The organism is Alteromonas sp. KUL17 (assembly GCF_006538305.1).
Lineage (GTDB): Bacteria > Pseudomonadota > Gammaproteobacteria > Enterobacterales > Alteromonadaceae > Alteromonas > Alteromonas macleodii.
The window spans coordinates 21723-41367 of record NZ_BJKJ01000013.1 but is presented as its reverse complement, the minus strand read 5'-3'; the positions used below and the strand labels follow the sequence as shown (position 1 = coordinate 41367).

Below are 19645 nucleotides of genomic sequence, written 5' to 3'. Positions count from 1 at the left end.
GAGTGTGAAACGGTTAAGAATTGTGGTCACAGCTTTAGCGATAGCAACATGCTTACCTGCAGTTGCGTCTGTCGACCCGACTAGGCCTGCAATCGCCAGTGCATCAGTGTCTAGCAATGATGAAGCGGTAGCAGGAGAGCTAGCACTTCAATCTATCTTTAAACGCAGTACAGGTTATAGCGCCATCATATCGGGTAAATCTTACCGCGTGGGCGACACACTGAACGAATACACCGTATCAAAAATTAACCCCAAGAACGTGGTTATCACTGACGGACGTCAGCAGAAAATACTAAGAATGTATGCATATGAAATTAAAAAATAGCCTCATTGTTAACACATTGGTTTTGTCTGCAGCGTTAGTTGTGGCAGGTTGCCAATCTTATGGTGTTGGCGAGGAAGTAAAACCTCATATTCGCGATGAACTAGCACGTTCTCAGAATACGACATCAAGTAAACCAACACCGCCCCCTCAGCTTAATCAAGAACTGCTGGCAGAGGTTGCCCGTTATCAAGCGTTACCTGCGCCAACATCACAGAAAATGTTTGCAGTTTCTGCTAACAATGTAGACGTGCGTCCGTTTTTCGATGCGTTAGTTGAAGACACACCCTACAGTGTCGCCGTTCATCCTGCTGTGTCAGGGCAAATTAGTTTAACGCTCAAAGAAGTGGCGTTAGAAGATGTGTTAACCATTATTTCGAGAATGTATCCGTTAGACGTGTTTTTGGAAGGAAAGGTAATTCAGGTTATGCCTTCTCAACTAAAGACGGAATCTATCCCGGTTAACTTTCTTATGATCAAGCGCTTCGGTGTATCTAACGTAAGCGTTATTGCCGGTGGGGTAAGTGAGCAAGACCAAAACAATGGTGGCAACAACGGTGGAATTAACGGCAATAATAATATTAGCGGGAACGCGCTAGGTGGTCAGGGTGGTTTTGGAGGCCAAGGCGGACTTGGCGGCAATAACATCCAACAGCTCAATGGCTCAAACATTCAGACTACCAGTGAAAACGACTTTTGGAGCGATTTAAAAGAGGCACTAAAAGTACTGGTCTCTCCAACAGAAGGTCGCCAAGTTGTGGTTTCACCCCAAGCAGGCTTAGTGACCGTTCGAGCATTGCCCAGCGAAATCGCAGTGGTGAAAGACTTTTTAAACCAAAGTCAAGAGAGCTTACAGCGACAGGTGGTATTAGAGGCGCGCATTATTGAAGTCACGCTAAACGATGGCTATCAGCAAGGCGTGCGCTGGGATCGTATTGCAAGCGGCTTGACGGGCGGCCTCAATTTCGGACTTAGTGGAGGCGCTGTGGCCGGTAATTATTCGGCAAGTGCACTACAACCCGTATTAGATACAAATGGCCAGCCCGTATTAGATACAAATGGGCAGGTGATTTTTAACAATGTGATTGACTCCCCCATTAATGCGGTTAACGGTATCGGTAATATTATTTCGAGCGCGATTGGCGGTGTATCGTCTTTGCGGATTGCTCGTGGCGATTTTGATGGTGTTATCAATTTGCTGCAAACCCAAGGCGACGTCCAAATGCTTAGTAACCCTCGCGTAACGGTAACTAACAATCAGAAAGCCGTTATAAAAGTAGGGCAAGATGAGTACTTTGTTACTGACGTGTCGACCAGTGAAGATCAAAGCGCGACACAAACCGAAAACGAAAATGACATCGAACTTACCCCGTTTTTTTCAGGTATTGCCTTAGATGTTACCCCTCAAATTGACAGAAGCGGCTCGGTTATATTGCACGTTCACCCATCAGTAACGGAAACGGCAGAGCAGACTAAAGTCATTCAGGTGGGCGATCAACAAATCTTGCTGCCACTGGCACAAAGTAATATCCGAGAGTCAGATACGGTAATTCGTGCCCGCGATGGAGAAATTGTCGTGATTGGCGGTTTGATGGAAACCGTTACCAGTGAGCAAGAATCAAAAACGCCTTTGTTGGGTGACATTCCATTCATTGGTAATGCGTTTAAAAACAAAGCCAAAACGCAAAGTAAGCGCGAGCTGGTGATCTTGATACGCCCATCAGTTGTGCAACCGGACACGTGGGAAAAACAACGTCTTCGCACTCAGTCATTACTTGATCAGTGGTATAGAAACTAATTATGTATCAGGGCTTTTTTCACTTCACAGATATGCCGTTTTCGCTTACCCCGAATACGGATTTCTTTTGTGCGCTTGCGCCACACAATGAAGCGTTAAAAGTCATATTATCAGCATTGAGTATGTCTGAAGGCTTTATAAAAGTAACCGGTGAAGTCGGTACAGGTAAGACATTGTTATGCCGTAAATTAATTAATCATCTGTCTGATAAATTTGTAGCCTGCTATTTACCCAATCCATACCTTTCGCCTGATGAATTACGCCAAGCATTTGCGAGGGAATTAGGTATTGTTACGGAGGGAAATAGTGATAATCAAGGCTTACATAATGCAATAGAGACAAAGCTATTAGCCCTTAAAAAAGAGGGGCGACAAGCGGTATTAATCATTGACGAAGCGCAGTCGCTGAGTTGGGATGCTCTTGAGATGCTGCGTCTTTTTAGCAATTTGGAAACGGAAAAAAGTAAGCTGCTTCAAATTGTCTTGTTTGGACAGCCTGAACTTGATGACAACCTGGCAAACCCTAAAGTAAGACAAATACGCCAGCGAATAAGTTTTTCCTACACTTTACGCACAATGACGTCAGCCGAAGTCGATTACTACATTGGTCACCGGTTGACGACAGCAGGTGGTGACGAGCAGTTGATATCTAGAGGACTGCGCGCATTTATAGCGTTGGTTACCAAGGGTACGCCTCGCTTGGTTAACATAGTTTGTCATAAGATTCTTTTGCGCGCATATGGTCAGGGCAAGGCGTCGGCGACCTGGTCACATACCCTAAGCGCCGTTTTCGATACACATGACTGTAAACGCAGACTTGTCCCAAGGCAGAGTCTTGTTATTTTGTCGCTTGCTGTGGTGGCAGTTGCAAGTGTACTGCATGTATACGGCGCAGGTGGCATATGAGTATTTTGAATGACACCTTAAAGACACTGGATGAACGCGATAAAAGTGAAGACTTTGGTTTGCCGCCAACCGTTGAAGTCAGTCAACGTCCAGTTTGGCCAAAAGCACTCATGATCATCGCCGTTTTGGTGTTTGTAGTATGGTTAGTAATTACACTTTTATCTGGTACTTCCCATCGCGAAAAAAATGAAGATGGATTAAGCACAACGGCCGTTTCAAGTGCCCCGAGCGTTAACAACCCGCCTGCTGAAAGTACAATATCAGAGCGCGTTGCCGATAGCACAGCAGATATAAATGCGCCGTCACAAGGAATGCAATCGACCCCGTTATCTGAAAGTGATATGGCGCTACAAAACCGTGCGTCAGATGTGGCTGAGTTGGTTTTCAATACCGTTGATGAGTCATTAGAAGATGATGAAGCTCAATACAGAAAAAGGGTTACAACTACGGCATCAGCAATCAGCACAGCTGATGATGTGAATGCGTCAAGCGTCAATAACAGCGCAAACGCCAGTAGCCCTCAATCAGAACTGTCTGCGGCAAGCTCGAAGGCCGCAGAGCCTAAACCCACAAATATCATAACCAGAGAGCCTGTAGTTGAGGTAGCACCTAAGTCACCTGAACAACAAAGTGCAGTGCATTTAGAGGCAGGACTTAAAGCGTATAACTTTGGCATTTTTGATGAGGCTCAAAAAAGCTTCACGCTAGCACTGGCAACCTTTCCGCACAATGACGAGGCGCGCAAGCAGCTGGCTGCACTTTATTTTGGACAAAACAATAATTTACAGGCACTGCAGGTACTTTCAGAGGGCATTGTGATCTCGCCTAGCGAATTAATTTGGCGAGAGCTAATGGCCAAAATTCTGGTGCAGGAAAGCCGCTTCGAAGAAGTATTGAATTTGATGCCTGATAGTTTGGATGCTAAAGCGTTAGCCGAAGGCCGTGCCGACTATCTAATTTTAAAGGGCACCTCTGCTCAAACCATCAATAAGTCAGATCAAGCGATATCTGCATTCAGCGCTATGACATCGCTACAGCCTAATAATGCGAAATGGTGGTTGGCACTAGGGGTGAATTATGACGCATTGGCAGATGAGCGCCTGGCGATATCATCTTATTCCAGGGCACTCGCCATTGGCGGGCTTTCCTCTGCATCTGCACAATATGCAAACTCGCGTCTAACTGATTTACAGGAGCAGCCTTAATGCGACCTCGATTAAAGATGCGCCTTGGCGACTTACTCGTTCACGAAAACATTATCTCCAGTGAGCAGCTTGACAATGCGCTTGCGGCGCAGCGAACGTCAGGGCGCAAACTGGGGGATACACTTATCGATTTGGGCTTTATTGGCGAACCCCAGCTTCTTCGCTTCTTGGCACAGCAGCTAAATATTCCTTTCTTGGATATAACACAGCGCCGTATAGATCCAGAGCAAGCTCAGCTAATCCCAGAGACTTACGCACGTCGCTACCGTGCCTTAGTGTTAGAAGCGGACGACGATGAAGTGCTGCTGGGCATGAGCGACCCAACGGACTTGGGAGGCTTAGACCAACTCGGCCCGTTAGTCGCTCCTCGAACCATTGAGCTGGCTATTGTGCAAGAGAACCAAATGCTAGAGGCATTTGATTCTGTTTACCGCCGTACCCAGGACATTGCGTCGTTTGCTGAAAAACTAGGTGAAGAGTATGCAGACGAGGCTGATTTTGAGTTGTCAGCCCTTGATGACACCACCTCGGATGCCACGGTCGTTAAGCTACTTCACTCCATATTTGAAGATGCCGTTCAAGTTAGGGCATCAGATATTCACATCGAGCCCGATGAAAAAATCCTGCGCATTCGTCAACGTGTCGACGGCGTTTTGCAAGAAAACACGCTCAACCAAGTGAAAATAGCGTCGGCGCTGGTACTACGACTCAAACTCATGTCTGGCTTGGATATATCTGAAAAGCGTATTCCACAAGACGGACGATTTAATATTAAAGTGAAAGGACACACCTTAGATGTGCGTGTGTCGACCATGCCGGTAGCCAATGGAGAAGCGGTAGTTATGCGTTTATTAGACCAGTCTGCTGGCCTACTAACGCTAGACCAAACCGGTATGCCCGATGCTATGGCAGAGAAATTTAGAGCTGCCATTAATCGTCCCCACGGTATGATCCTGGTAACGGGGCCTACGGGTTCCGGTAAAACTACGACTCTGTATGGGGCACTTAGCGAACTCAACAAGCCTGACCTTAAAATCATAACGGCTGAAGACCCCATTGAATACCGTCTACCGCGAATCAACCAAGTTCAGGTTAATGCCAAAATTGGGCTGGACTTTGCCGCCATTCTTCGCACTACGTTACGTCAAGACCCTGACATTATCATGGTGGGGGAAATGCGTGACCAAGAAACCGTAGAGATTGGTCTTCGAGGTGCATTAACCGGCCACTTGGTATTAAGTACGCTTCACACCAACGACTCAGTAACCAGCGCTATTCGCCTTATCGATATGGGCGCGGCGCCGTATTTGGTTGCTACTTCATTACGAGGAGTGCTTGCACAGCGTCTGGTTCGTAGGGTGTGTGAAAACTGTAAAGAAGAAAAGCCTGCAACCGCCCAAGAACAAGCGTGGGTTGGCTTCTTGAAGCCTGAATTAGCCGCTGCCACCTTCTACAAAGGGCGCGGGTGCAACAGCTGTAATCACACAGGATACAAAGGCCGGATAGGTGTTTTTGAATTTCTGGAAATGAACGAGGACATGATGGAGGCCTTGCGTGAAGACGACACGCAGGGCTTCGTAGATGCGACTAAGGCGAATAAAGACTTTGTTCCTTTATCTCACATGGCGCTGGACTACGCAGCTCAGGGCAAAACTTCTTTAGATGAAGTGTTCAAAGTCGCTGAATTCGTACCTGAAGTGGTGAATCATTAATGCCACAGTTCAAGTACGCAGGTAAGTCAACGCAAGGCGGGCCTCAAAAAGGGGTTATTGAAGCCGCGTCAGCGCAAGCCGCAGCACAAGCCTTGCTGTCACAAAACATTGTGCCTCTTACCATTGTTGAATCAAAAAAACGCAGTGCAGAAAATGAAGGAGACGGCTTCGATATCACGCGTTTATTTCAACAAAAGGTGGGACTGGATGAAATGATCATTTTCTCCCGCCAAATGTACTCATTGTTAAAGGCCGGTATTCCCATTATTCGCGCCATTAAAGGCCTAAGCGAAAATGCATCGCATAAACGCTTTCAAGAGATTTTGAAAGATATTGCAGACCAGTTAGAGCAGGGACGAAGTCTGTCTTCTTCCATGGCTAAATATGAAAAGGTGTTTACGAGACTTACCATATCCGTGGTGGTGGTAGGTGAAAATACCGGTAAATTAGACGACGTATTCCTACAGCTTGCCCTCTATTTCGAGCGCGAGCAAGAAACCCGCAAGCGCATCAAATCGGCGCTTCGCTATCCCACTTTTGTGTTAATTGCGCTAGCAATTGCCATGTTTATTTTGAATCTATTTGTTGTGCCAGTGTTCACCCAAATGTTTGAGCGCTTTGACACTGAACTTCCAATTATGACCCGCGTGTTAATTGGTACTTCCAATTTCTTTGTGAACTATTGGTGGCTGCTAATTATTGTGATTGTGGGAGGGGTTTTCGCTGTTAAACAATACGTTAATTCGACTAATGGACGACTCAAATGGGACAAATTTAAACTAAAGTTGCCTGTCGTGGGCAGCATTATTGAGCGATCATTACTTTCAAGATATAGCCGAAGTTTTTCAATGATCTTACGTGCAGGCGTGCCGTTAACCGCAGGGCTTTCACTTACTGCCGACGCCGTTGACAACGCGCACATGCAAAAGCGCATTAAAGAAATGCGTCAAGGGATCGAAAAAGGCGAAAGTTTGCTTAGAGTTTCGAAAAATAGCGAACTGTTTTCTACACTTGTACTACAGATGATTGCAGTAGGTGAGGAGACGGGGCGACTAGAACCGTTGTTAGAAGAAAGTGCTGACTATTACGAACGTGAAGTCGACTTCGACTTGAAAAGTTTAACGGCCAAAATCGAACCTATTTTGATTGGTTTTGTTGCGGTAATGGTATTGATCCTGGCGCTTGGCATATTTACGCCAATGTGGAACATGATGTCGGCGGTGAAAGGCGGCTGATAAAGCGCTTTATAACTGGGGAAAAGCGTGGCAAGCACCAAAACGCGGTTACTTAATTTTGTTGTTATAGGCGTATTGCTTGCTGTTATTGGGACAACATACGTGTTTTACGCGACACCAATTATTGATGAAGCGGAAAAGGTTAACAAAGAGAACGCGGTTGCACAGTTTCAGCGAGTGGTGATGTTAGCCAGGGCACAGTGGATAAAGACTAAGCAAGATACTGTGCTTATTTACGAAACTGAGTTTGACGCTGGTGGCAAAGTTAAACAGCACAAAGATGTGGCGGCAGAGCTATACATTAATGAAAAAGGCTGGCCCGAAGGACTTGAAAAAGAACAGGGGAATGCGTGCGAATACATGCTGACACTTGCAACCTTAAGAGAAGGTGAAGCGCTGTCAACAGTGACTGTAAGCGACCAGTATGCAAACGGTCACTTACAATGTGCATTCTTTTGGGGAAAAGAGATTTGGTTTGAATATAACGCTGGTAGCGGCGTTGTCAGGCAAAGAAACAGTTGATTAAACGGCGGCACAATTCGCCTTTATCGTCATCAAGGAGATGTTATGAACACCAAACAACAAGGCTTTACGCTAATCGAGCTGATAATTGTTGTAATCATTCTAGGGTTGCTTGCGGCCACTGCATTACCACGCTTTATTGATGTTACTGATGAAGCTCGTGAAGCAAGTGTTGAAGGTGTTGCCGGTGGTTTTGCCGCAGCGGTAGGTCTTGTAAGAGCGCAGTGGGAAGTTGAAGGCCGTCCGAGTGGAAACAATGGAAATGGGAACGGCACTGTAGTCACTTACGATCAAACGCAAGTAGGGGTAGACGGCACCATTGGTTACCCAACGGGAAGCTCTACAGGCAACACACTTATTTCTACAGTTAACGACACTGAATGCAAAAACGTATTTGACCTAATTCTTCAGTCAGCACCAACAAACACAACGTCGACGAACGACACCGTTGTTGCTGATTTCAGATATGCCGTTCGTGAGGACGACTCAGGTGCAAATACACTTTGTGTTTACTACTTAGTTGAATCTATGGGGTTGCCTAATAGTTCAGCACCAGCAGACGGCACACCTGACGGTACAACGTACGACGGTTTTACTTATAACCCAGCCACTGGCCAGGTTACTGTTTTTTAATTAATACTCAGGAAGTTTGATTATGCAAAAAGTATCAACACAAAAGGGTTTTACCCTAATCGAGTTAATCATTGTAATTGTATTGCTGGGTATTCTAGCGGTAACCGCAGCACCTAAGTTTTTGAACCTTCAAGATGATGCACGTGACTCTGTATTGGAAGGTATTGCAGGTTCTCTGGAGTCTGCTTCATCCATTATTTATGGTAAGGCATTAGTTCAAGATCAAGCTGGCGCGACTGGTACAGTAGTGCTGAATTCCACAACTTCTGTAACAACGGTTTTTGGATACCCAAATGCTGAAGTTGCAGCGAATATCACCAATGTCGTTGACTATGATACGACTGAGTATGCAACGGCTCTGATTACTGCTGACCCAGATTCTATTCTTGTATATTACACTGGATTTGGGGATTATTTGAACACACCTCCAACGGCAACAACGGCTAGTTGTACGGTAGTGTATACAAATCCAGAAGTAGCGGGCGATCGCCCTGAAATCACCGTCAACACTTGCGTCCAGTAATGTGAAGAAAAACGGTTTTACACTAGTAGAACTTATTATAACCATATTGGTTATTGGGGTGCTGGCGGTAACCGCCGCACCTCGCTTTCTTGGTAGCGACACCGAAGAAGCTATTGCGCTTCGCGACAGAACCCTTCAGCTTGTGCGCAATATGCAACTTCGTGCCATGCAAAACGTACAAGACTCCAGCTGCGTGAAAATAACGAGTACAGCTATTGCTCCCCCCGCTGGACACGACTGCGCAAACGCTCTTTCCACTGCGTTTGATGACGACCAAGTTGTCAATGCCTCTAATACTGATTTCACTTTTCAAACTGCAGATGAAAACGGCGATAGTTTTTCGCAAATTCGGTTTGACGGGTTCGGCCGACCAAGCAATATTGCCTGCTCAACTAACTGCAAAATTCAAATAAGTACCTTTGCCATGTGTTTGCAAAGTGAAGGGGCAATTTATGCGTGCTAGCGCAATGTTGCCTAACTTCAGAAAAGGCAGTGAAGGCTTTACTTTATTAGAGCTAGTAATTGGTATTGTTGTCTTCACTATAAGCTTAACAATAGTGCTGTCGCTTATTGTGCCTCAAGCTGAACAAACGGCTGAGCCATTTCGCCAAGTAAAAGCTGCTAAGTTAGGGCAGTCGTTAATGAATGATATCTTAAGTCGTTCGTTTGACGAAAACAGCGACCGAAGCCCACCTTTTGAAACCTGTAATACCAAAGGAAATTGCTCAACAACACTTGGTCCTGAAGAGGCGAGTGAAGACGACTATGACGATGTTGACGACTACAACGGTTATGTCGTGGGTAATGTGGGCGGTAACTATAACAATTTTAGCTTTTCCGTAACGGTAGATTACGACAGTGACTTAGACGACAGCACGCCAACTGATGGGCAAACTTTCAAGCGTATTGATATAGCCATTACCGCTCCAGACGGCCAAATATACAATTTTAGCGCTTACCGAGGGAGCTATTAATGTCCCTACCAAAAGCACAGTGCCAGCGCGGTTTTACACTTATAGAGCTTATTTTGGTGATCACTATATTAGGTGTAATTAGCGTATCTGTGGCGCAAGTGATTTCACTCAGTGCCCAAATTTACATAACAGGCGCAGAGCGCACTCGGCTTGTTTCAGACGCGCGCTTTATTATTTTGCGACTGGAAAAAGAGCTGCGCAATGTGGTACCCAACTCTGTGTCATTCGATTCGAGTTTAGGATGCCTTTCATATTACCCTATCAAGGAAAGCGGCACCTACGTTGGTGATGCGTTTAACAACATTATGCACGTAGTCGTGTTTAATAGTCAGTTAAGTAAGGGCGACACCCTCGTTATATACCCAACGAATCCACAAAGCGTGAATGATAACGGGCGAACAATTATTACCGATCCGTTATTGACTGATAGTAATCAGTACGACCTCACGCTTAGCGCCGCGAACACACAATCCTCACCAGGCAAACGCTTCTTTGTTCCTGAAACGCAAGTGACAATTTGTAGAACGTCTACAGCACAAGGAGAACGCTTGATTAGAACGCAGGGTGCTACATCCGGCGTTCTTGGAACCAATGTGGCGTCGTGGAGCGCGAATGTGGTCACCGCGGGTTTACGCCAAAATGGCTTAATTGAGCTACAAATGACGTTAGAAAGCAGTGATGACGAACAAATATCGGTTGTACATGAGGTGCATTTTCCCAATGTGCCATAGTAAAGCACGCCAACAAAAAAAGTATCGTATAGGCCAACGTCCTGTTGGGTTGTCTGGTTCTCCTGCGCGCCAACAAGGCTCAACCACCGTTGTAGCAATTATCATTAGTATTATACTTTTAGGTCTTGGTATTGCGCTGTCTAATCAAATCTCATCGAATATTCGCCAGCAATCCATTGAATATTATGGTGCTCGCGCCTATTTAGCAGCGCAGAGCGGGATGGAAGTTGCGGTTTCCCGGTTAGTTGAAATCCAAGACCGAACATGCCCTTATCAGACCGAAATAATGTTTACAACAAGTGGTCTTAAAAACTGTAAAGCGGACATAGAGTGTATAGGTCCTGCAGTAGCACCAGAACCGGAAGTTACCTCTGATGCAGTGGAAGTCTACTTGCTGACATCGGAATCTAGTTGCTCTGCGGGACAAATAGAAACATCGAGGAAAGTAAGCGTTGTAGTAAGGCAGGACCAATGATGAACTTAAAGTCTATTTCGCTGTTTTGTTTGTTTCTCACGTTATGTGTTGCACTGCCCGTGCAAGCCGTCCCTCAGATCGAAGGCAGGTTCATCGAGCTTCAAAACACCTACAGTAAAGCAGAGTGGACAACCATTAGCTTTTCACAGGTATACGACGAGCCGCCAGCAGTGTTTATGCTCTCTACCAATCAAGGTAGCAACCCAGCGATTGTCAAAATTCGCAACGTTACCCGCACAGGTTTTGAAGCTTTGCCCCTTGAGCCTTCTGGAGAAGATGGTCCGCATATCACGATGGGAGCACATTACTTAGCGATTGCGTATGGCGTTCATGAATTTCCTGACGGTGATATTGTTGAAGTCGGTAAGATGGAGCTCGGAGGGGGGGCTATTCAGGCATCGACAAGCTCTCCTTGGTATGAACCTAACGGCCCCTTAAAGGTGGGCGAAGAAAATGCGAGATATGCTCGCGTTTCACTTGAAACTGATTTTGGTGAACAGCCTGTTTTCTTTCACTCTATTCAAACGTTAAATAACCAAGTTGACGTTAATGGAAAGAAGCCACCCAACGAACATTTGTTACCGTTTCTAACTATTGCAGCAAAGTATGAAGCACCGTCTTATTTTATGGCGTTGGAAGCGTCTGAAACAGATTATGCGCCAGTTACACGCAATGAAACGGTAGCTTACATGGCGACAACAGAGGGGTTCAATCGTAGATTTTTCGATGACAATGGTATTGAAGTGGTTTGGGAAGCCGATTTTGCCGACGTACGCATACAGGGGTGGGACGATGGTTGCTTTCGAAATGACTTTAAAAATAACTATGCGCAAACTCCTTTGGTTGCAGCCAGTAAAATAAGTAGAAACGGCGGCGACGGCGGTTGGCTTCGCAGCTGCGGCGTAAGCAAAAATAGGCTTGGACTGCGTGTAGATGAGGATAGAAGCTTAGACTCTGAGCGCAACCACACTGAAGAAGACGCTAGCATTCTGGCTATGACTTCAGAGTTTGTGTTTAGTGGCGAAGTTCCTAGTTGTGATGACGCCTTTCCTGGCGCGGTTGCCGCTTTTAGTGGTTCTGCAATTTCACTCGCAGCTGGTAGCCGAATGATTGATGAGAATGCAGGTGTGTTGTCAGCACAGCAGTTTATCACCGATGCTACAAGTGGATCTGCAGACTACCCAAAATGCGGACAGAACCCTGTCGACTGTACCGTGAACAACACAGATGCGCTTACCGACTCACAAGCGAGAGCGATACCAACAATTACCATTGACGATAGCGGCCCAGAGATAGCAGAAGGGGATTTAGCGGGGGATTATTATTTTAACCGTCAACTGGTAACCATGGCGGCGGGTAACTACAACGTAATTGCACCCACGCGAATTTATGTTTCTGACCCGGGGGACAATATAGGTGGCGTTGCTACAAAGTTCACCATGGTGAACGCAAATATCACTGTCGCTGAAGGGGCTTATCTCGCTATTTATGTCGATGGAGATGTGGTCATCGATGGCTCAAACCCCAACGCATTGGTTTTAGCAAAAGGTGAAATAACCTTTGCCAATGTGTCTGAAGGCACATTGAGAGGCCGCTTTACCGCAGGAGGTGGCGTCGGCTCACCTGCTACTCTGAGGGTGACGGCTAGTGAAGTGCCAAACAATATTCCTGGCATCTGCGGTCGGGAAGTCATTGAAGTACTGAATCACTATCGTTTTGAACTGGCTGATAACAAGGGTAGCAGCTGCGCCGCGAAAGAAGTTACCCTAAAAGCCTGTGCAGACGTCAACTGTGATTTACTCTACTCTCAGCCATCTACAGTCAACTTAGTGCCCGTTAATAGCGGTAACTATCGATGGTCGCCTGACGACAGCGTAACGTTTATCGGGCAGACCTCGCTAACACTCGATAGCCTAAGAGGCGCAGATCCTGAACTTGCTACTTCGGGAGAAAATCCATCTTCTCAATTGCGTTGCTTTATCGGTGGTAAAGAAGTGAATTTAGGTAGCTGTAAAATAAAGTATGAATCCGACGGGCTGGTGTTTAAGAATATCACTGATGATTCAGAAACCATCGTTACTCAGCTTTCTGGTAAGCCTTCAGACACTGGCTTTAACAGCAAGACCTATGCAATCGAAGCATGTGGGAATTCTGACACGCTAAAAAATCAAATTGTCGATGTTGAATTAAATTATAACTGTTCTAGTTCGAGCAATTGTTCTAACACCCTACTGCTTATCAATAACGGTAATGAACATCAACTGGGGCTAACCCCACGCACCTTTCCAATCCAATTTGATGCTGACTCGCGAGCAGCCTTTACAATTCAATACCCAGATGCGGGAGAGTTGTCGTTGTCAGCAGACATAACTAATCGAAGCGGTATTGCAGGTTCTTCTAATACTTTTAAAGTGCGTCCGTTCGGCTTTGCTATGAATATCTTAAATGATAGCGGCACGAGCTCCAATCTTAACGGTTACGCGAATAGTGCGAATGGTTCGCTGCTCAAACTGACAGGGGAAGACTTTGTCTTAGGCTTGCGAACAGTACAGTGGGTCGATGGTGAAGACAGTAACGACGATGGAATACCAGATAACTTTGCAGCACTGGAAAACAATAATACCGCGGAGCATTTTTCAGGTAGCGCGTTGTTAACACCCTTAAATATACTTCCTAGTGGCGGCGCAACGGGTACATTGAGCGTGCCCAGTGTTTTATTTAGCGATGAAGGTAAAGTTAACGTTGGTATTAATTACGATGAGGTAGGTACAATTTCCATTGCGGCACAGAGTACTTATTTGTCAGATACCACCGTGCAAGGGCTGGTGCAAAACGTTGGGCGTTTCGCACCTTCTAATTTTGCCTTGAGCGGAAGTGTTGAAGCAGCATGTAACGTCAATGGTGCATTTAATTACTTTGAACAACCTATAAGTGAAGTGAGCTTCTCGCTAACCGCACTTAACCAAAATGGCAGCCGCACCACAAACTACTACGATGGTTTTGATAAGCTAACCAGTCTCGGTTTGCAGGTTGAGCATGACGGCAATTTGCTAAACCGTTTGGAAAATATCAACTCGATAGGCTGGCCTCAAAGCGGAGCGACAGGACAAATTACTTTCTCTGATAATGACATTGCATTTAGCCGCTTAGGTAGCGCAACACTGGACGGGGCATATATCGATGCCGCTGTCGTGCTGGTGGCAGACCAAGCACAAATTGAGGGCGCAAACTTCAATGGACTTTCTTGTTCCGGTCAGTGCGTTGATGATTTTGGTGATTCAATCAGCTTTGCCTACGGTCGCGCAACGTTGATAAATAACTACGGTGCAGCCGACGAAGCGCTTTTGTTACCGCTTCGCACTCAATATTGGGACGGAAATAATTGGCGAATTAATAAGTATGACAGTTGTACGGCTTATGATCACGACAACGTGAATGACGAATCTGGTGAATTGGTTTCTTCGGGGGAAGAGTCATTAAGTGAAGGAGCCTATAGAGATAGTGACGGAATACGCCTGTCATCACCAAACGGTGCTGGCAATTATCCTGTTAGTTATACGCCTGATGCTTGGCTATTGTGGGATTGGGATGGAGATGGCGAAGCTGATAACCCTCCAAACGCAACGCTCACGTATGGTGTGTATCGAGGAAACGACAATATCATTTACAAGCGCGAGAAAATCAATAATTAGCAAAGAAGGTTATCCGGTTTGGTCTTAACGCTAGCTGCGTAGCACACCGTAGTGGCGCCAACATAAAGAGATGTAAATTATTAGCAAATTGTTTTTGAACCTTCTAATTTTCACAGGGTCACTATGTGGGTCTAATTTTAAAATTATTTGGAAACGCGTGTGTGGTATCCCTTCATGGGTAAGGCGCTAAAACTACTAAGCAAAAATGCAGTTATTTCGTCACTTAATTACAGCATTACTTGCCCAAAATAGCCCCCATTGCTAAAGTGTGCGAATAAATATCGACTTCACGTTAAAGCGTCGCCATCTCACCTTTGCAAATACGCGTTAACACAGAAACAGGAATACACTCTTCATGTTTAAAAAGCTTCGAGGCATGTTCTCTAACGATCTGTCCATCGACCTCGGAACAGCTAATACGCTGATTTATGTAAAAGACCAAGGTATTGTTCTAAACGAGCCTTCAGTAGTAGCTATTCGTCAAGAGCGCGCGGCAGGTCCTAAAAGTGTTGCCGCAGTGGGTGCAGAAGCTAAGCGAATGCTTGGTCGTACGCCAGGTAACATTCGCGCCATCCGTCCCATGAAAGATGGTGTAATCGCCGACTTCTACGTAACTGAAAAAATGCTTCAGCACTTTATTAAGCAAGTGCATGACAATAACTTCTTGCGCCCTAGTCCTCGCGTACTGGTATGTGTGCCGTGTGGTTCAACCCAGGTAGAGCGCCGTGCAATCAAAGAGTCAGCGCTTGGCGCGGGTGCACGAGAAGTATTTCTTATTGATGAACCTATGGCTGCGGCAATCGGTGCAGGTTTGCCAGTATCTGAAGCGCAAGGTTCTATGGTGGTAGATATCGGTGGTGGTACTACTGAAGTTGCTATCATCTCACTAAACGGCGTGGTTTACTCATCTTCTGTGCGTATTGGTGGTGATAAGTTCGATGAAGCTATCATTAACTATATTCGCCGTAATTTCGGTTCACTGATAGGTGAAGCGACTGCTGAGCGTATCAAGCATGAAATTGGTGCAGCATATCCGGGCGAAGAAGTTCGCGAAATTGAAGTGCGCGGCCGTAACCTTGCTGAAGGTGTACCTCGCGGATTTACGCTAAACTCAAATGAAATTCTTGAAGCACTTCAAGAGCCGCTAACGGGTATCGTTTCTGCTGTAATGGTGGCACTAGAACAGTCTCCGCCAGAACTGGCTTCTGATATCTCGGAGCGCGGTATGGTGCTAACCGGTGGTGGTGCACTTCTAAAAGACCTAGATAGGCTACTTATGGAAGAAACAGGAATACCAGTAGTTATTGCTGATGATCCGTTAACCTGTGTAGCACGCGGCGGTGGTAAGGCTTTCGACATGATTGACCTTCACGGTGGCGACCTGTTTAGCTACGAATAAACAGGAAAGGCAACCGTAAGGTTGCCTTATTTGTATCATGGATACTATTTTTACCCGCGGCCCTTCGTTAAATAACAGGCTTACACTGGCGCTTGTGCTGTCGGTGATTCTGATATTTGTCGACCATAAGCTAGACGGTTTCAAATCAACGCGGGTTTATCTCAACTCATTAATGAGCCCACTTCAGTATTTAGCAAACCTTCCCGGTTTAATGCTAAATGAAAGTGCCCAGCGCCTTACCTCTCAAAAGCAATTGCTGGCCGAAAACCAGAAACTTAATAATCAGCTGTTGTTAATGAGCGAAAAGCTCCAGCAGTTCGATGTAATTGCGAAAGAAAACGCGCAATTACGAGAGTTACTGCAGGCACCTATTCGGGTTTCTTCTCGAAAAATGGTTGCTGAGTTAATGGCGGTGGATAAAAACCCGTACAGCCAGCAGGTGGTTATCAACAAGGGGGCGATAGATGGCGTATATCTGTCTCAGCCAGTTATTGATGATAAGGGCATAGTGGGTCAGGTAATGGAAGTTGGGTCTACAAACAGCCGTGTATTGCTGATTGCCGACGTTACCCACGCTATTCCTGTGCGATCTCTTCGAAACGATATTCGCTTTATCGCAACCGGAAGCGGCGCACTAAACGAGCTGTATCTAGAGCATGTTCCTCATAGTGTCGATATTCAAGAAGGTGACACATTAATTTCGTCTGGCTTAGGAAAAGTCTTTCCAGAAGGTTACCCTGTGGCAAGAGTGTCACAAGTCGTCCGAGATGAAAGCCGCCCTTTTGCTCGTGTTATTGTCACACCTTTAGCAAACCTAGACAGGCTTCGACACCTATTGCTGTTATGGCACACGCCTGAGTCAGAAAATGAGTCTGATGCTAACTCAACTGACGACACTGATAAGCCAGCTGTAAACGAGGAAGAATCTTCAGATGCGTAAACGCAACCTCGTTATATGGATTAGTCTGTTAGTTGCTCTGGTACTGCAAATTGTTCCACTGCCCACTCAAGTAGATGTGTACCGCCCTGACTGGGTGCTGGTTGTATTAGCATATTGGAGCATGGCGTTGCCCCACAGAGTGAATGTGGGTGTAGCCTTCTTAACGGGCGTAGCCATGGATGTATTGGTAGGCACAACCTTAGGTATTCATAGCCTTGGGTTGAGTATATGCGTATACGTATTAGCGGCTAACTACCAACGGTTGCGTAATTATTCTGTATGGCAGCAAGCCATTATTATCGGCCTACTATCGGCGCTATATCACTTACTTACATTTTGGGTGCAGCATCTACTGACTGATATTTATTTCCAAGTCGATTACCTGTGGCCAGTGATAACGTCAATGGTGTTGTGGCCGTGGGTATTTTGGCTGCTTCGACGCACGCGCAGACAGTTTTCAATTTCGTAACCCGAACACGTTCTCGATTAAACCAAAGGTAAGCCAATGACAAAATCGGTAGTGTTAGCGTCAGCCTCTCCACGACGCACCGCTTTGCTCAAGCAAATGAACATAGCCCATACAATACAGCCTGCCGATATTGACGAGTCGCCCCGTGACAACGAGCCACCGATGGAGCTTGTAGCAAGGCTTGCCAGTGAAAAAGCCCAAGCGGTGAAAGCATACCTTGAGGATCAGCAGGCAATGACCGACGACAAGGTTATTCTGGCCAGCGACACCCTAATATCGTTTAACGGACAAAGTGTTGGCAAGCCAGAAGATAAAGCAGATTCTAAGCGCATCCTCACTATGCTTTCTGGTAAAACTCATGACGTCCTTACCGCTATTTGTGTGCTTGATAACGTTCAGCAACAGACTCAAGTAATTACCACATCTGTGACTTTTGCAGCATTGACGGATGAGCAAATTGACGCATACTGGGAAACAGGAGAACCTGCCGACAAAGCAGGGAGTTACGCTATTCAAGGTATTGGTGGTGAGTTTGTAGTTTCCATTAACGGCAGTGCAAGTGCCGTAATAGGCCTACCACTGTACGAAACCCGCCAATTACTTAATGCATTTGGAGTTGTGTCGTGAGTGCTGAACTGCTTATTAACGTTACCCCGTCAGAGTCACGGGTGGCGCTTATTGAAAACGGAATACTGCAAGAAATTCACGTAGAGCGTCATACCAAACGCGGTTTGGTTGGCAATATCTATCGCGGTAAAGTTAGCCGTGTATTACCGGGAATGCAGGCAGCATTTGTTGATATCGGTTTAGAAAAGGCCGCCTTCTTACATGCATCTGACATTGTCATTCACAATGAAATTGCTGAAGAAGTCTCGGCAAGCCATATTCAAAAGCAAGACATTCGCGAGTTGGTGCGAGACGGTCAAGATATTGTGGTTCAGGTAGTGAAAGATCCTATCGGTACCAAAGGCGCACGCCTTACCACAGACATTACTATCCCCAGCCGTTATCTTGTATTTATGCCTTCGGTGACTCACGTAGGCGTATCTCAACGCATTGAAGAAGAAGCAGAAAGAGAGCGCTTAAAGTCGCTGGTGCAAGAGTTTTGTGATGAAAACGGTGGCTTCATTCTGCGTACTGCGGCTGAAGGCGTGGGCAAAAACGAACTGCAGTCCGACGCAGCATTTTTGCGAAGGCTGTGGGATAAAATTCAGTCGCGTATGAAAAAGCGTAAGTCGAACGTGCTTTACGAAGACTTACCGCTAGCACGACGAGTGCTACGCGACTTTGTTGGTACAGAGCTCGACAGAATTCGCATCGACTCGAAACTATCATTCAATGAACTTCACCAGTTCACCAAAGAGTACGTGCCTGAAATGAACGGCAAGCTCGAATACTACCCGGGTGATAGACCTATTTTTGATTTATACGATGTGGAAAATGAGGCGCAGCGAGCCTTGGAACGCCGTGTCGATTTAAAATCCGGCGGCTACTTGATCATCGATCAAACCGAAGCGATGACCACAATCGATATTAATACGGGCGCATTTGTTGGCCACCGGAACTTAGAAGAAACGATTTTTAACACCAATATTGAGGCGACGCAGGCAATTGCCCGTCAGTTAAGATTGCGCAACTTGGGTGGGATGATCCTTATCGACTTCATCGATATGATTGAACCAGACCACAAACGACGTGTCTTACACTCATTAGAGGTGGCGACGAACAAGGACAGAGCCAAGATAAATATTCACGGTTTTACTGCACTAGGGCTAATTGAAATGACCCGTAAACGCACCCGTGAAAGCATTGAGCATATATTGTGCGGAGAATGCCCGGTGTGTAAAGGGCGAGGCACGGTAAAAACCATTGAAACCATTTGCTTTGAAATTATGCGTGAAATTGTACGGGTGAATCGCGCCTACGACGCAGACAAGTTTGTGGTTTACGCTTCACCAAAAGTGGCGGAAGCCTTAATGGGCGAAGAGTCTCATATGCTGGCAGAACTGGAAGTATTTGTGTCTAAACAAATCAAGGTTCAAACAGAAACATTGTACAATCAGGATAAGTACGACGTCGTCATGATGTAATGCATTAACGTATACAAAGG

General features: G+C 46.0%; 19 protein-coding genes. All 19 read left to right on the top strand.

The genetic code is table 11. The features are described from left to right. The first annotated feature begins 4 nt into the window (after positions 1 to 4). Positions 5 to 325 carry an agglutinin biogenesis protein MshK gene (locus KUL49_RS12560; protein WP_014947895.1) on the top strand — a complete coding sequence of 107 codons (321 nt, stop codon included), beginning with the start codon at positions 5 to 7 and terminating at the stop codon, positions 323 to 325. After that, positions 309 to 2120 (top strand): pilus (MSHA type) biogenesis protein MshL, encoded by a 1812-nt coding sequence (mshL, locus tag KUL49_RS12555; protein ID WP_131137490.1) that lies wholly within the window; start codon positions 309 to 311, stop codon positions 2118 to 2120. Before KUL49_RS12560 ends, mshL begins: the two co-directional genes overlap by 17 nt. 2 nt (positions 2121 to 2122) lie before the next feature. Continuing rightward, positions 2123 to 3025 (top strand): ExeA family protein, encoded by a 903-nt coding sequence (locus tag KUL49_RS12550; protein ID WP_039236883.1) that lies wholly within the window; start codon positions 2123 to 2125, stop codon positions 3023 to 3025. Beyond that, positions 3022 to 4230 carry a lipopolysaccharide assembly protein LapB gene (locus KUL49_RS12545; RefSeq protein ID WP_131137489.1) on the top strand — a complete coding sequence of 403 codons (1209 nt, stop codon included), beginning with the start codon at positions 3022 to 3024 and terminating at the stop codon, positions 4228 to 4230. Before KUL49_RS12550 ends, KUL49_RS12545 begins: the two co-directional genes overlap by 4 nt. Continuing rightward, positions 4230 to 5942: a GspE/PulE family protein gene (locus tag KUL49_RS12540; RefSeq protein WP_101563275.1), complete on the top strand. Its 1713-nt coding sequence runs from the start codon at positions 4230 to 4232 to the stop codon at positions 5940 to 5942. Before KUL49_RS12545 ends, KUL49_RS12540 begins: the two co-directional genes overlap by 1 nt. Next, positions 5942 to 7177: a type II secretion system F family protein gene (locus KUL49_RS12535; RefSeq protein ID WP_014978002.1), complete on the top strand. Its 1236-nt coding sequence runs from the start codon at positions 5942 to 5944 to the stop codon at positions 7175 to 7177. Before KUL49_RS12540 ends, KUL49_RS12535 begins: the two co-directional genes overlap by 1 nt. A gap of 27 nt (positions 7178 to 7204) precedes the next feature. Beyond that, entirely contained in the window at positions 7205 to 7699 is a 495-nt protein-coding gene (locus KUL49_RS12530) for a hypothetical protein (RefSeq protein WP_131137488.1), read from the top strand. A gap of 45 nt (positions 7700 to 7744) precedes the next feature. Then, the gene (locus tag KUL49_RS12525; RefSeq protein ID WP_101563278.1) at positions 7745 to 8332 is read left to right on the top strand and encodes a prepilin-type N-terminal cleavage/methylation domain-containing protein; all 588 of its coding nucleotides are present in this window, start codon (positions 7745 to 7747) and stop codon (positions 8330 to 8332) included. Positions 8333 to 8354: 22 nt separating this feature from the next. Further along, a complete protein-coding gene (locus tag KUL49_RS12520; protein WP_131137487.1) occupies positions 8355 to 8855 on the top strand; it encodes a prepilin-type N-terminal cleavage/methylation domain-containing protein in 501 nt (166 codons plus the stop codon). Between the two features lies 1 nt (position 8856). Beyond that, a complete protein-coding gene (locus tag KUL49_RS12515; RefSeq protein WP_131137486.1) occupies positions 8857 to 9318 on the top strand; it encodes a type II secretion system protein in 462 nt (153 codons plus the stop codon). Beyond that, positions 9308 to 9829 carry a prepilin-type N-terminal cleavage/methylation domain-containing protein gene (locus KUL49_RS12510; RefSeq protein ID WP_131137485.1) on the top strand — a complete coding sequence of 174 codons (522 nt, stop codon included), beginning with the start codon at positions 9308 to 9310 and terminating at the stop codon, positions 9827 to 9829. Before KUL49_RS12515 ends, KUL49_RS12510 begins: the two co-directional genes overlap by 11 nt. Next, the gene (locus KUL49_RS12505; protein ID WP_131137484.1) at positions 9829 to 10560 is read left to right on the top strand and encodes a type II secretion system protein J; all 732 of its coding nucleotides are present in this window, start codon (positions 9829 to 9831) and stop codon (positions 10558 to 10560) included. Before KUL49_RS12510 ends, KUL49_RS12505 begins: the two co-directional genes overlap by 1 nt. Further along, positions 10550 to 11035, top strand: coding sequence for an agglutinin biogenesis protein MshP (locus tag KUL49_RS12500; RefSeq protein WP_131137483.1), 486 nt, complete (start codon positions 10550 to 10552; stop codon positions 11033 to 11035). The genes KUL49_RS12505 and KUL49_RS12500 overlap by 11 nt, the downstream gene beginning before the upstream one ends. Continuing rightward, positions 11032 to 14727 (top strand): H-type lectin domain-containing protein, encoded by a 3696-nt coding sequence (locus KUL49_RS12495; RefSeq protein WP_131137482.1) that lies wholly within the window; start codon positions 11032 to 11034, stop codon positions 14725 to 14727. The genes KUL49_RS12500 and KUL49_RS12495 overlap by 4 nt, the downstream gene beginning before the upstream one ends. A 355-nt stretch (positions 14728 to 15082) precedes the next feature. Next, positions 15083 to 16126 (top strand): rod shape-determining protein, encoded by a 1044-nt coding sequence (locus tag KUL49_RS12490; RefSeq protein WP_012516782.1) that lies wholly within the window; start codon positions 15083 to 15085, stop codon positions 16124 to 16126. A 37-nt stretch (positions 16127 to 16163) separates the two neighbouring features. Next, the gene (gene mreC, locus KUL49_RS12485; protein WP_131137481.1) at positions 16164 to 17066 is read left to right on the top strand and encodes a rod shape-determining protein MreC; all 903 of its coding nucleotides are present in this window, start codon (positions 16164 to 16166) and stop codon (positions 17064 to 17066) included. Beyond that, positions 17059 to 17535, top strand: a complete 477-nt coding sequence (gene mreD, locus KUL49_RS12480) for a rod shape-determining protein MreD (RefSeq protein ID WP_014978011.1) — start codon at positions 17059 to 17061, stop codon at positions 17533 to 17535. Before mreC ends, mreD begins: the two co-directional genes overlap by 8 nt. A gap of 36 nt (positions 17536 to 17571) precedes the next feature. After that, entirely contained in the window at positions 17572 to 18162 is a 591-nt protein-coding gene (locus KUL49_RS12475; RefSeq protein ID WP_131137480.1) for a nucleoside triphosphate pyrophosphatase, read from the top strand. Further along, entirely contained in the window at positions 18159 to 19625 is a 1467-nt protein-coding gene (gene rng / locus KUL49_RS12470; protein ID WP_014947913.1) for a ribonuclease G, read from the top strand. The genes KUL49_RS12475 and rng overlap by 4 nt, the downstream gene beginning before the upstream one ends. The last annotated feature ends 20 nt before the right edge of the window (positions 19626 to 19645 follow it).

Coding starts and splice junctions, on each gene's coding strand:
- mshL (WP_131137490.1), top strand. CDS start 309: ATGAAATTAAAAAATAGCCTCATTGTTAACACATTGGTTTTGTCTGCA.
- KUL49_RS12550 (WP_039236883.1), top strand. CDS start 2,123: ATGTATCAGGGCTTTTTTCACTTCACAGATATGCCGTTTTCGCTTACC.
- KUL49_RS12545 (WP_131137489.1), top strand. CDS start 3,022: ATGAGTATTTTGAATGACACCTTAAAGACACTGGATGAACGCGATAAA.
- KUL49_RS12540 (WP_101563275.1), top strand. CDS start 4,230: ATGCGACCTCGATTAAAGATGCGCCTTGGCGACTTACTCGTTCACGAA.
- KUL49_RS12535 (WP_014978002.1), top strand. CDS start 5,942: ATGCCACAGTTCAAGTACGCAGGTAAGTCAACGCAAGGCGGGCCTCAA.
- KUL49_RS12525 (WP_101563278.1), top strand. CDS start 7,745: ATGAACACCAAACAACAAGGCTTTACGCTAATCGAGCTGATAATTGTT.
- KUL49_RS12520 (WP_131137487.1), top strand. CDS start 8,355: ATGCAAAAAGTATCAACACAAAAGGGTTTTACCCTAATCGAGTTAATC.
- KUL49_RS12510 (WP_131137485.1), top strand. CDS start 9,308: ATGCGTGCTAGCGCAATGTTGCCTAACTTCAGAAAAGGCAGTGAAGGC.
- KUL49_RS12505 (WP_131137484.1), top strand. CDS start 9,829: ATGTCCCTACCAAAAGCACAGTGCCAGCGCGGTTTTACACTTATAGAG.
- KUL49_RS12500 (WP_131137483.1), top strand. CDS start 10,550: ATGTGCCATAGTAAAGCACGCCAACAAAAAAAGTATCGTATAGGCCAA.
- KUL49_RS12495 (WP_131137482.1), top strand. CDS start 11,032: ATGATGAACTTAAAGTCTATTTCGCTGTTTTGTTTGTTTCTCACGTTA.
- KUL49_RS12490 (WP_012516782.1), top strand. CDS start 15,083: ATGTTTAAAAAGCTTCGAGGCATGTTCTCTAACGATCTGTCCATCGAC.
- mreC (WP_131137481.1), top strand. CDS start 16,164: ATGGATACTATTTTTACCCGCGGCCCTTCGTTAAATAACAGGCTTACA.
- mreD (WP_014978011.1), top strand. CDS start 17,059: ATGCGTAAACGCAACCTCGTTATATGGATTAGTCTGTTAGTTGCTCTG.
- KUL49_RS12475 (WP_131137480.1), top strand. CDS start 17,572: ATGACAAAATCGGTAGTGTTAGCGTCAGCCTCTCCACGACGCACCGCT.